The organism is Streptomyces nitrosporeus (assembly GCF_008704555.1).
GTDB classification, from domain to species: Bacteria; Actinomycetota; Actinomycetes; order Streptomycetales; family Streptomycetaceae; genus Streptomyces; species Streptomyces nitrosporeus.
Map to the genome: position 1 here is coordinate 5867638 of NZ_CP023702.1, position 12953 is coordinate 5880590.

The window sequence follows — 12953 nt, forward strand, 5'->3', positions numbered from 1 at the left end:
TGGCCGGGAAATCAGACAAAAGGGCCACACGGGGGACGCCGGAGAAGGGCCGCAGGCGGCGGTAAGTACGGCCTTCCTTGCTGGCGGGAGGCGTTTTTCGTGCGTACTTTCGACAACCTGAGAGAGGGATGACCCATGGGCCCGGCGTATGGGCTCCCTCCCGGGGAAGGGGAGAGCTGTGTCCATCATCGAGACCGATGCCGTCCTGCACGAGGCCCACCGGGACAACCACACCCACCGGGACGTGAACGGCGGCTGGCTGCGGCCCGCGGTCTTCGGGGCCATGGACGGGCTCGTCTCCAACCTGGCGCTGATGACGGGCGTCGCCGGGGGAGCGGTCTCCCAGCAGACGATCGTCATCACCGGCCTCGCCGGCCTGGCCGCCGGAGCCTTCTCCATGGCGGCCGGTGAGTACACCTCCGTCGCCTCGCAGCGGGAACTCGTCGAGGCCGAACTCGACGTCGAGCGCCGTGAGCTGCGCAAGCACCCCAAGGACGAGATGCGCGAACTCGCCGCCCTGTACGAGTCCCGCGGGGTCGAGCCCGCGCTGGCCGGGGAAGTGGCGCGGCAGCTCTCCAGGGACCCCGAGCAGGCGCTGGAGATCCACGCCCGCGAGGAACTCGGCATAGACCCGGGGGACCTGCCCTCGCCGCTCGTCGCCGCCCTGTCGTCCTTCGGGGCCTTCGCGCTCGGCGCCCTGCTGCCCGTCCTGCCCTACCTGCTCGGCGCCACCGCGCTGTGGCCCGCCGTGCTGCTGGCCCTGGCCGGCCTCTTCGGCTGCGGCGCGGTGGTGGCCCGGGTGACGGCGCGCACCTGGTGGTACAGCGGACTGCGCCAGCTGCTGCTCGGCGGGTCGGCCGCGGCGATCACCTACGGTCTGGGCACACTGTTCGGCGTCGCGGTCGGCTGAGCGGACGTCCGCACAGATGTGACGTACGTCTTGGCGCGCGTCCCTGGCGGATCAGGAGGACGGCCGTAAAATGAGACGCTATGCAGTGCCGCACATAAGTACCCATTACCCGGTGGTTTCGACCGCGTGACCGCTGGGAAAGAGCCGTAGGCACCGCGGGCAACGACGCCTGCTCCCTGCGGCCCTCCCGGACCTTGATCCACCTGGATCGTCCGGCCGCGCGCCACTTCCACCGCCCTCGCGCGGTGTCCGCATAATGGAACGCTCCATTCGCTTTTTGAGAAGCGCTCCATCATGTAATCTGCACAAACTTTCGCAGAGGGCCAACGTCGTCCCTCGGCACAGCACATGCCACGACGACGACGGGAGAGCCGATGCGTTCCGACGCCTGGTCGCCCATGGACGGTCGCCCCGCCCAGCAGGGGATGTACGACCCCCGTAACGAACACGACGCCTGCGGTGTCGGGTTCGTGGCCACTCTGACCGGTGTGGCCAGCCATGAGCTGGTCGAGCAGGCGCTGACCGTGCTGCGCAACCTCGAACACCGCGGCGCCACAGGATCCGAGCCCGACTCGGGCGACGGCGCCGGAATCCTGCTCCAGGTCCCGGACGCCTTCCTCCGCGAAGAGACCGCCTTCACGCTCCCCGAAGCCGGCTCCTACGCCGTAGGCATCGCCTTCCTGCCCGCGGACGACTCCGCCCAGGCCGTCCGGCGGATCGAGAAGATCGCCGGCGAGGAGGGCCTCGACGTCCTCGGCTGGCGCCAGGTCCCCACCGCCCCCGACATCCTCGGCAACGGCGCCCGCGCCACCATGCCCGAGTTCCGCCAGCTGGTCGTCGCCGACGGCGAGAGCACCGGCATCGCGCTGGACCGCAAGGCGTTCACGCTGCGCAAGCGCGCCGAGCGCGAGGCCGGGGTGTACTTCCCCTCGCTCTCCGCACGCACGATCGTCTACAAGGGCATGCTCACCACCGGGCAGCTGGAACCGTTCTTCCCGGACCTCTCCGACCGCCGCTTCGCCACCGCCGTCGCCCTGGTGCACTCCCGCTTCTCCACCAACACCTTCCCGAGCTGGCCGCTCGCCCACCCGTACCGCTTCGTCGCGCACAACGGCGAGATCAACACGGTCAAGGGCAACCGCAACTGGATGAAGGCCCGCGAGTCCCAGCTCGCCTCCGGCCTCTTCGGCGACGCCCCGCTCGACCGGATCTTCCCCGTCTGCACCCCGGACGCCTCCGACTCCGCCTCCTTCGACGAGGTCCTGGAGCTCCTCCACCTCGGCGGCCGCTCGCTGCCCCACTCGGTGCTGATGATGGTCCCCGAGGCGTGGGAGAACCACACCTCCATGGACCCGGCCCGGCGCGCGTTCTACCAGTACCACTCCACGATGATGGAGCCCTGGGACGGCCCGGCCTGCGTCACCTTCACCGACGGCACCCAGGTCGGCGCGGTCCTCGACCGCAACGGGCTGCGCCCTGGCCGCTACTGGGTCACCGACGACGGCCTCGTCGTGCTCTCCTCCGAGGTCGGCGTCCTGGACATCGACCCCGCCAAGGTCGTCCGCAAGGGCCGCCTCCAGCCCGGCCGGATGTTCCTCGTCGACACCGCCGAGCACCGCATCATCGAGGACGACGAGATCAAGGCGTCCCTCGCCGCCGAGCACCCCTACGGCGAATGGCTGGAAACCGGCGAGATCCAGCTCCAGGACCTCCCCGAGCGCGAGCACATCGTCCACACCCACGCCTCGGTCACCCGCCGCCAGCAGACCTTCGGCTACACCGAGGAAGAACTCCGCGTCATCCTCGCCCCGATGGCCCGCACCGCCGGCGAACCGCTCGGCTCCATGGGCACCGACTCGCCCATCGCCGCGCTCTCCGAGCGCCCCCGGCTGCTCTTCGACTACTTCACCCAGCTCTTCGCCCAGGTCACCAACCCCCCGCTGGACGCCATCCGCGAGGAACTCGTCACCTCGCTGCGCTCCCCGCTGGGCCCCGCCGGCAACCTGCTGGAGCCCACCGCCGCCTCCTGCCGCAACGTCACCCTGCCGTTCCCCGTGATCGACAACGACGAGCTGGCCAAGCTGATACACATCAACGCCGACGGCGACATGCCGGGCATGAAGGCCGCCACCCTGGCCGGCCTCTACCGCGTCGGCGGCGGCGGCGAAGCCCTGGCCGCCCGCCTCGAACAGATCTGCGCCGAGGCCGACGCCGCCATCGAGGACGGCGCACGCCTCATCGTCCTGTCCGACCGGCACTCCGACGCCGAGCACGCGCCGATCCCCTCGCTCCTGCTCACCTCCGCCGTCCACCACCACCTCATCCGCACCAAGCAGCGCACCCAGGTGGGCCTGCTGGTCGAGGCCGGAGACGTCCGCGAGGTCCACCACGTCGCCCTGCTGATCGGCTACGGCGCCGCCGCCGTCAACCCGTACCTGGCGATGGAGTCCGTCGAGGACCTCGTCCGCGCCGGCACCTTCATCGAAGGCGTCGAGACCGAGCAGGCCATCCGCAACCTCATCTACGCCCTCGGCAAGGGCGTCCTGAAGGTCATGTCCAAGATGGGCATCTCGACCGTCGCCTCCTACCGCGGCGCCCAGGTCTTCGAGGCCGTCGGCCTCGACGGCGCCTTCGTCGACCGGTACTTCAACGGCACCGCCACCAAGATCGGCGGCGCCGGACTCGACGTCGTCGCCCAGGAGGTCGCCGCCCGGCACGCCAAGGCGTACCCCGTCTCCGGCATCGCCGCCTCGCACCGCGCACTGGAGATCGGCGGCGAGTACCAGTGGCGCCGCGAGGGCGAACCGCACCTGTTCGACCCGGAGACGGTCTTCCGCCTCCAGCACGCCACCCGCAACCGCCGGTACGACATCTTCAAGAAGTACACGGACCGGGTCAACGAGCAGTCCGAGCGCCTCATGACGCTCCGCGGCCTGTTCGGCTTCAAGGAGGGCCGCGCCCCGGTCCCCCTCGACGAGGTCGAGCCCGTCTCCGAGATCGTCAAGCGCTTCTCCACCGGCGCCATGTCGTACGGCTCCATCTCCAAGGAGGCGCACGAGACCCTCGCCATCGCCATGAACCAGCTGGGCGCCAAGTCCAACACCGGTGAGGGCGGCGAGGACCCGGACCGCCTGTACGACCCGGCGCGGCGCTCCTCCATCAAGCAGGTCGCCTCCGGCCGCTTCGGTGTGACCAGCGAATACCTGGTCAACGCGGACGACATCCAGATCAAGATGGCCCAGGGCGCCAAGCCCGGCGAGGGCGGCCAGCTGCCCGGCCACAAGGTCTACCCGTGGGTCGCCAGGACCCGGCACTCCACCCCGGGTGTCGGCCTGATCTCGCCCCCGCCGCACCACGACATCTACTCCATCGAGGACCTGGCCCAGCTGATCCACGACCTCAAGAACGCCAACCCGGCCGCCCGCATCCACGTGAAGCTGGTATCCGAGGTCGGCGTCGGCACGGTCGCCGCGGGCGTCTCCAAGGCCCACGCGGACGTCGTCCTGATCTCCGGCCACGACGGCGGCACCGGGGCCTCCCCGCTCACCTCGCTCAAGCACGCGGGCGGCCCCTGGGAACTCGGCCTCGCCGAGACCCAGCAGACCCTGCTGCTCAACGGCCTGCGCGACCGCATCGTCGTCCAGACCGACGGCCAGCTCAAGACCGGCCGCGACGTCGTCATCGCCGCCCTCCTGGGCGCCGAGGAGTTCGGCTTCGCGACCGCTCCGCTCGTCGTCTCCGGCTGCGTCATGATGCGCGTCTGCCACCTGGACACCTGCCCCGTCGGCATCGCCACCCAGAACCCCGTCCTGAGGGACCGGTTCTCCGGCAAGGCCGAGTACATCGTCAACTTCTTCGAGTTCATCGCCGAAGAGGTCCGCGAACTCCTCGCCGAACTCGGCTTCCGCACGATCGAGGAGGCCGTCGGCCACGCCGAACTCCTCGACACCGAGCAGGCCGTCACCCACTGGAAGGCCCAGGGCCTCGACCTGGCCCCCCTCTTCCACGTGCCCGCCCTGCCCGAGGGCGCCGTACGCCACCGGATCGCCGAGCAGGACCACGGCCTGGCCAAGGCCCTCGACAACGAGCTCATCAAGCTCGCCGCCGACGCCCTGAACGCCGGCAGCGCCGAGGCCGCCCAGCCCGTCCGCGCCCAGATCGCGGTCCGCAACATCAACCGCACCGTCGGCACGATGCTCGGCCACGAGGTCACCAGGAAGTTCGGCGGCGCGGGCCTGCCCGACGACACCATCGACATCACCTTCACCGGCTCCGCCGGCCAGTCCTTCGGCGCCTTCGTCCCCCGCGGTGTGACCCTGCGCCTGGAGGGCGACGCCAACGACTACGTCGGCAAGGGCCTCTCCGGCGGACGCGTCATCGTCCGCCCCGACCGCGGCGCCGACCACCTCGCCGAGTACTCCACCATCGCCGGCAACACCATCGGCTACGGTGCGACCGGCGGCGAACTGTTCCTGCGCGGCCGCACCGGCGAACGCTTCTGCGTCCGCAACTCCGGCGCCACCGTCGTCTCCGAGGGCGTGGGCGACCACGGCTGCGAGTACATGACCGGCGGCCACGCCGTCGTCCTCGGCGAGACCGGACGCAACTTCGCCGCCGGCATGTCGGGCGGTATCGCCTACGTGATCGACCTGGACCTCGACAACGTCAACACCGGCAACCTCGGCGCCGTCGAAACCCTCGACGACACCGACAAGCAGTGGCTGCACGACGTCGTGCGCCGCCACCAGGAGGAGACCGGCTCCACGGTCGCCGAGAAGCTGCTGGCCGGCTGGGACACCGCGGTGACCCGGTTCAGCAAGATCATCCCGTCCACGTACAAGGCAGTGCTCGCCGCCAAGGACGCCGCTGAGCTCGCCGGTCTCTCCGAGCAGGAGACCACCGAGAAGATGATGGAGGCGGCGACCAATGGCTGACCCCAAGGGCTTTTTGACCACGGGCCGCGAGGTCGCGCGGACCCGCCCCGTCCAGGAGCGCGTCAAGGACTGGAACGAGGTCTACGTTCCCGGCTCGCTGCTCCCGATCATCAGCAAGCAGGCGGGCCGCTGCATGGACTGCGGCATCCCGTTCTGCCACCAGGGCTGCCCGCTCGGCAACCTCATCCCCGAGTGGAACGACTACGCCTACCGCGAGGACTGGACCGCCGCGTCCGAGCGGCTGCACGCCACGAACAACTTCCCGGAGTTCACCGGGCGGCTGTGCCCGGCCCCCTGCGAGTCGGCGTGCGTGCTCGGCATCAACCAGCCGGCCGTCACCATCAAGAACGTCGAAGTCTCCATCATCGACAAGGCCTGGGACAACGGCGACGTCACCCCCCAGCCCCCCGAGCGCCTCTCCGGCAAGACCGTCGCCGTCATCGGCTCCGGCCCCGCCGGACTGGCCGCCGCCCAGCAGCTCACCCGGGCCGGCCACACGGTCGCCGTCTACGAGCGCGCCGACCGCATCGGCGGCCTCCTCCGCTACGGCATCCCCGAGTTCAAGATGGAGAAGTCGCACATCAACCGCCGCATCGAGCAGATGCGCGCGGAAGGCACCAAGTTCCGCACCGAGATCGAGATCGGCCGCGACATCGACGCCGCGAAGCTGCGCCGCCGTTACGACGCCGTCGTCATCGCCGCCGGCGCCACCGTCTCCCGCGACCTGCCGGTCCCCGGACGCGAACTGAACGGCGTGCACTTCGCGATGGAGTACCTCCCGCTCGCCAACAAGGTGCAGGAGGGCGACCTCACGGTCTCCCCGATCACCGCCGAGGGCAAGCACGTCGTCGTCATCGGCGGCGGCGACACCGGCGCCGACTGCGTCGGCACCGCACACCGGCAGGGCGCGGCCTCCGTCACCCAGCTGGAGATCATGCCGCAGCCGGGCGCCGAGCGGAACGCCGGCCAGCCCTGGCCGACCTTCCCCATGCTCTACAAGGTCACCTCCGCGCACGAGGAGGGCGGCGAGCGGGTCTACTCCGTCTCCACCACCCGCTTCGAGGGCGACGAGGACGGCAACGTCCAGGCCCTGCACCTGGTGGAGGTGGAGTTCAAGGACGGCAAGCTGGAGCAGAAGCCCGGCACCGAGCGCCGCATCCCCGCCCAGCTCGTCACCCTCGCCATGGGCTTCACCGGCACCGACCAGGCCAACGGCCTCGTCCAGCAGTTCGGCCTGGAACTCGACGAGCGCGGCAACATCGCCCGTGACAAGGACTACGCGACCAACGTCGAGGGCGTCTACGTCGCCGGCGACGCCGGCCGCGGCCAGTCCCTCATCGTCTGGGCCATCGCCGAGGGCCGCTCCGCGGCACGCGGCGTGGACCGCTTCCTGACCGGCAACAGCGCCCTGCCCGCCCCGATCCGCCCGACGGACCGCTCCCTGACGGTCTGACCCGGGCCCCACGACGTCCCGTACAACGGCGTACGGAACTCCACGCGGCGCCCGCCCCTGTCCCCGACCAAGGACCAGGGCGGGCGCCGCGGCACGCCCGCACCCCTCCGGGACGTACAGGACGGGACCGGACCCCGCCCGGGAGGAAGCCCCCGGACGGCCCGGAGACGGCCCGGGGGAGCGCGCCGTCAGGCGGACCCGGTCAGCGCGGCCGTCCGCACCAGCACCACCACGGCCAGCAGCACCACCAGGACCGCGCCGCCCGCCAGCTGCGCCGCCGAGGTGCGCAGCTTCGCCGGCGCGTAGGCCAGCCCGTACGTCACCAGCCCGCCGGCCAGCAGCCCGCCCAGGTGGCCCTCCCACGAGGTGAACGCCGCGGAGATCACCATCCACAGCAGGAAGCCCGCCAGGAAGCGGTTGACCGGCCCCATGTCCCGGCCCAGCCGCCGGTTGATCACGTAGAACGACGCCGCGAGGCCGAAGATCGCCCCCGACGCCCCGACCGCCGTGTCCAGCGGCGAGACCAGGTACACCAGCACCGAGCCGCCCACCGCGGCGAACAGGTACAGCGCCAGGTACCGGGCCCGGCCCAGCTGCCCTTCCACGACCCGGCCCAGGTTCCACAGCGCGAACATGTTGAACACCAGGTGCATCACCCCGAACGAGGCGCCGGGCGGCAGGTGCAGGAACGCGCCGGTCAGCAGCCGGTACCACTCGCCGTCGGCCACACCCGTCAGCTCGAACCCCGGGAAGACCCCGCTCTCGTAGGCGTAGTAGTCCCCGTTCACCCGGTCGACCAGCGCCGCCCCGAGCACCCCGAACCGGTCCACCACGTCCGGCCGGACGATCTCGACGACGTACGCCAGGACGTTCAGCAGCATCAGCGTGTACGTCACGACCGGAGCGGCCGCCCGCGGCACGGCGCCGCCGAACAGCGAACGCGCCTGACGGACCGAACGCTGCCCCTCCTTCACGCACTCCACGCAGTGATGGCCGACCGCGGCCTCCCGCATGCAGTCCGGGCAGATGTACCGGTCGCAGCGCGTGCAGCGCACATACGTCTCGTACGACGGGTGGCGGTAACACCGGGTGGCGGCGGCCTCGGCCTCCATGGCCGGCTCCTTCAATCGTGGACGGACAGGAGGGCCGCGGGGCGCGGCGGCGCTCAACATAGCGAACGCCGGTGAACGGCCCGCAGCCGGGTCGCCGGGCCCCGGCGCCGCGCCGCCGCCCCCGAGTCCCGTCGGCCACCGGCCGGTCCGGGACCGCCCCGGGCCCCTGACGGCCGTCGGCGAAGGCCCGGCCCGCCCCGGGCCCCTGACGGGCCGTCGGCGAAGGCCCCGGCCCGCCCCCGCCCGGACGCTCCGCCGGGACGGCACGGAAGGAACACGGGAAATCCCGACAGAAGGTGTCGGGATCACCCTGTTCCATGGGCTCATGACACGTTCCTGGGAAGACTTCCGAACCGACCAGCCGGCCTTCGCCGACACGGTGCGCGAGAGGTTCGAGCGGTACCGGCACCACGTGCTGGCCACCCTGCGCGAGGACGGCTCGCCCCGGGTCACCGGGCTGGAGGCGACCTTCGGCCGGGGCGAACTGTGGCTCGGCATGATGCCGGGCTCCCGCAAGGCACTCGACCTGCGGCGGGACCCGCGCTTCGCCCTCCAGGCCAACCCCGGCCCCGACGACTCGATGTCCGGCGGAGACGTGAGGATCTCCGGGCGGGCCGTCGAGGTGACGGACCCGGACGTCCTGGCACGCTTCGTCCAGGACGTGTCACCCCCCGAGCCGTTCCTCCTCTTCCGCGCCGAACCGCAGGAGGTCCTCCGCACCAGGACCGACGGCGACGATCTCGTCCTCCAGGTGTGGCGCCCCGGCCACCGGCTGCGCACCCTGCGCAGGGGCGGGGACGAGCGCCCGCCCCGGGAGATGTGACGTATCCGGCCCGACGGCGGACCGGGCCGGTCCGCACACCGGTCCCGGCCCCGCGGCGGGGCCGCACGACACGCCCGGAGACACGCCGGCCCACTCCGATCCGCCGCTCGGGCGCCGGACGTGCTACGGTTACCGAGTTGCAGTTTTGGTACCCATGAACTTTATGTGCGCCTGACGGGAACTCTCCTCAGGCGCATTATTGTTTTCCGGCTTTCTCCGGGTGGGGCTAATGCGGCGACTTGGAATCCGTAAAGTGCGGATTTCCGGCACTGCACCTCTTTTAGGAGAATGACATGGCTACTGGAACCGTGAAGTGGTTCAACTCGGAAAAGGGCTTCGGCTTCATCGAGCAGGACGGCGGCGGCGCCGACGTCTTCGCCCACTACTCCAACATCGCCACCTCGGGCTTCCGTGAGCTCCAGGAGGGCCAGAAGGTCTCCTTCGACGTCACGCAGGGCCAGAAGGGCCCGCAGGCGGAGAACATCGTCCCGGCCTGATCGCCGGACGCGTACCTCGCAGCCGGGGCCCGCACCGTGTAGGTGCGGGCCCCGGTTTGTGCTGTCTCCGACTCACCCCCACCCGGTCCCCCGTACCGGGAGTTCCCGCATTCCGGGACAACTGCTCCGTGCTCGCATCCTGGGGCGCACATCCAGCAGTCCACAGCAGTCGGCGGTCCGCAGCAGTCGGCAGTCACCCAGGAATCCCCCAGGAGGGAATTTCCGTATGACCCGTTTCGAACGCCAGAACCGAACCGACGGCAGCCGCCCCGCGAAGGGCCGCGGCACCGGCCGGGCACAGACCGGCACCCGGGGAGGCAGCCGCGGCGGCCCGTCCCGCCGCAAGTCCGTGCCCGCCCAGGGCGGCGACTTCGCCCTGCCGGAGACCGTGACCCCCGCCCTGCCCGCCGTCGAGGCATTCGCCGACCTGGACATGCCCGCCGCGCTGCTGAAGACCCTCGCGGCCCAGGGCATGACCGAGCCGTTCCCCATCCAGGGCGCCACCCTGCCGAACTCGCTGGCCGGCCGTGACATCCTCGGCCGCGGACGCACCGGCTCCGGCAAGACCCTCGCCTTCGGCCTGGCCCTGCTCGCCCGCACCGCCGGCCGCCGCGCCCAGCCGCACGCCCCGCTGGCCCTCGTCCTCGTCCCCACCCGGGAACTCGCCCAGCAGGTCACCGACGCGCTGACGCCGTACGCCACCTCCGTCAACCTGCGTGTCGCCACCGTCGTCGGCGGCATGTCGATCGGCCGGCAGGCCGGGACGCTGCGCCGCGGCGCGGAGGTCCTCGTCGCCACGCCCGGCCGGCTGAAGGACCTCATCGAGCGCGGCGACTGCCGGCTGGACGAGGTCTCCGTCACGGTCCTGGACGAGGCCGACCAGATGACCGACATGGGCTTCATGCCGCAGGTCGTCGGACTGCTCCAGCAGGTCGAGGCCGACGGGCAGCGGATGCTGTTCTCCGCGACCCTCGACAAGAACATCGACCGGCTGGTCCGGATGTTCCTCACCGACCCGGTGGTGCACTCGGTCGACCCGTCGGCCGGCGCGGTCGTCACCATGGAGCACCACGTGCTGCACGTGGCGGACGAGACGGACAAGAAGGCCGTCGCCGCCCGGATCGCCGCCCGCGACGGACGCGTGATCATGTTCGTCGACACCAAGCGCGCCGCCGACCGCTTCGCCAAGCGGCTGCTGGCCAGCGGTGTCCGCGCCGCCGCCCTGCACGGCGGCCGGTCCCAGCCGCAGCGCAACCGCACCCTGGACCAGTTCAAGAACGGCCAGGTCACCGCACTGGTCGCCACCAACGTCGCGGCCCGCGGCATCCACATCGACGACCTCGACCTGGTCGTCAACGTGGACCCGCCGACCGACCACAAGGACTACCTGCACCGCGGCGGGCGTACCGCGCGCGCCGGTGAGTCCGGAAGCGTCGTCACCCTGGTGCTGCCCGCGGAGAAGCGGGACATGACCCGGCTGATGGCCGACGCGGGCATCACACCGCGCACCACCCGGATCACCTCCTCCGACGAGGAGCTCGCCCGGATCACCGGTGCCCGCGAGCCGTCGGGCGTCGCCGTCGTCATCGAGGTGCCGCAGCCCACCCCGCCGGCCGCCCGCACCCGCACCGGCGCCACCGGCACCGGCGCCGCCCGCTCGGGCAGCCGAGGACGCGGCCGCCGCCGCTCCACGGGAGGCGGCACGGGCACGAGCGCCGCCGCCGGCACCCCGCAGGGCGGCGGCACCGGCCGCGGCACCACCCGCACCGGCGCCCAGGGCACGGCACGCACCGGCACGGGCACCGCCGGCACCCGGGGCGGCGCGCGTGGCGGCGCGGGCGGATCGGCCCGCCGGGCCGCGTCCGGCGGCACCGGGGGAGCCCCGGGCCGGAACCGCCGGGCCGCCTGACCGTACCCCGCCGCTCGTACACAGCCGCCCGGAACGGGAGGCGCCGGAACACCGGACGCCCCCGCGCCGGGCGGCCGCGTGTCCACAAGACCTCCCGGGCCACGGCGTTCCTCCCGGGCCACGGCGTCCCTCCCGGGCCACGGCGGAGTACCCGCCGCCCGGCCCCGGGAAGGCGCCCGGCCCACGGGCCCGAGGCCGTGGAGGGCCGGGCCCTACGGCCCGTACGCGGCCAGTGCCCGCTCCGCCGTCTCGGCCGCGGCCGGATGGACGGCGTCGCGGGCCAGGACCTGGAGCAACGGCACCGCACGGGCCGCGAACGGCTTCGCACCCCCACGGAAACCGAGCCGCGCCAGCACCTGCGCGCCCAGCATCTGCCGTGACGGATCCGCGCTCGCCGCCCACGCCGACGCCGCCTGGAACGTCTCCTCGTCACCGCGCAGCCGCAGCACCCGCACCACCTCCCGCCAGTCGTCCAGATCCTGGTCCCCGCCCCGCAGGGCACGCCCGGCCAGCTCCTCGAACGAGGCCCGCGCCCCCAGCTCCTCCTCCAGCAGCGTCGCGATCGCCCCGTGCCCCGTCTCCTGGTCCTGACCCGCGAACGGCACACCGTCCCGCAGCAGTTCGACCGTGACGAGCACCCCGCCCGGCACCGGGGAACGGCGTACGGTACTCCGGTGACCGGGCCCGTGTGCGGCGATCAGGGCGCGGCGCAGCTCGTCCGCCACGTCCACCGCCAGCAACCGCCGGGCCTCCTCCAGCGCGGGACGCAGATCCGAGGCGCCGTACCGCAACAGGGCCCGCACCGTCGCCGGGGAACCGCGCCGCGCGGCGACCACCAGCGGGGACTCACCCTGCGGGCCGGGCAGATCCGGATCCGCACCGTGGGCCAGGAGCAGCTCGGCGATCCGCGCCCGCCCCAGCCCGGCCGCCCAGCGCAACGCGGTGAAATCGAAGTCCTCCCGCAGATCCGGGCCGGCCCCGGCCGCCAGCAACGCCTCCACCACCTCGGTGTGACCACCGCACACCGCCCCGCACAGCGGCAGGTCGCCCCGGCCCGGACCGCCGCCCCCGTCGGGGTCGGCCCCCGCGGCGAGCAGCAGCCGCACCGTCCCCGGCAGATCCTCGACGGCCGCCCGGTACAGCACGGCCGTGCCGTCCTCGTCACGGGCGTCCGGGGACGCACCGGCCCGTAGCGCCCGCACGACGGCGTTCTCACCTTCGTACAGCGCCTCGAACAGGCCGCGGTCGGCTCCGACAAGGTCGTTCGTCATACAACGACCCTACGGCGGCACCGGTCCTCCCCGGATTCCCGGCC

At 72.2% G+C, this 12953-nt stretch carries 8 protein-coding genes; 6 read left to right on the forward strand and 2 right to left on the reverse strand.

The features are described 5' to 3' along the window. Positions 1-178 precede the first annotated feature (178 nt). The 3 genes from CP967_RS25900 to CP967_RS25910 all read left to right on the forward strand — a co-directional run bounded on the left by CP967_RS25900 (position 179) and on the right by CP967_RS25910 (position 7297). Positions 179-910, forward strand: a complete 732-nt coding sequence (locus CP967_RS25900) for a VIT1/CCC1 transporter family protein (RefSeq protein WP_150490286.1) — start codon at positions 179-181, stop codon at positions 908-910. A 374-nt stretch (positions 911-1284) separates the two neighbouring features. Continuing rightward, positions 1285-5844 (forward strand): glutamate synthase large subunit, encoded by a 4560-nt coding sequence (gltB, locus tag CP967_RS25905; RefSeq protein WP_150490287.1) that lies wholly within the window; start codon positions 1285-1287, stop codon positions 5842-5844. Then, positions 5837-7297 carry a glutamate synthase subunit beta gene (locus CP967_RS25910; RefSeq protein ID WP_150490288.1) on the forward strand — a complete coding sequence of 487 codons (1461 nt, stop codon included), beginning with the start codon at positions 5837-5839 and terminating at the stop codon, positions 7295-7297. Before gltB ends, CP967_RS25910 begins: the two co-directional genes overlap by 8 nt. Before the next feature lie 188 nt (positions 7298-7485). On the opposite strand, the gene CP967_RS25915 is transcribed toward CP967_RS25910, so the two are convergent. Beyond that, positions 7486-8409, reverse strand: coding sequence for a rhomboid family intramembrane serine protease (locus tag CP967_RS25915; protein WP_150490289.1), 924 nt, complete (start codon positions 8407-8409; stop codon positions 7486-7488). A gap of 325 nt (positions 8410-8734) precedes the next feature. Between CP967_RS25915 and CP967_RS25920 the strand changes: the two genes are divergently transcribed. The 3 genes from CP967_RS25920 (at position 8735) to CP967_RS25930 (ending at position 11638) form a co-directional block, all read left to right on the forward strand. Further along, positions 8735-9232, forward strand: coding sequence for a pyridoxamine 5'-phosphate oxidase family protein (locus tag CP967_RS25920; RefSeq protein ID WP_150490290.1), 498 nt, complete (start codon positions 8735-8737; stop codon positions 9230-9232). Positions 9233-9525: 293 nt separating this feature from the next. After that, complete coding sequence (locus CP967_RS25925; RefSeq protein WP_003969786.1) at positions 9526-9729, forward strand: cold-shock protein; 204 nt, start codon at positions 9526-9528, stop codon at positions 9727-9729. A 226-nt stretch (positions 9730-9955) separates the two neighbouring features. Then, the gene (locus CP967_RS25930) at positions 9956-11638 is read left to right on the forward strand and encodes a DEAD/DEAH box helicase (RefSeq protein ID WP_150490291.1); all 1683 of its coding nucleotides are present in this window, start codon (positions 9956-9958) and stop codon (positions 11636-11638) included. Positions 11639-11850: 212 nt separating this feature from the next. Here CP967_RS25930 and CP967_RS25935 read toward each other — a convergent pair whose 3' ends face one another. Beyond that, positions 11851-12909 (reverse strand): ankyrin repeat domain-containing protein, encoded by a 1059-nt coding sequence (locus CP967_RS25935; RefSeq protein ID WP_150490292.1) that lies wholly within the window; start codon positions 12907-12909, stop codon positions 11851-11853. Positions 12910-12953: the final 44 nt, after the last annotated feature.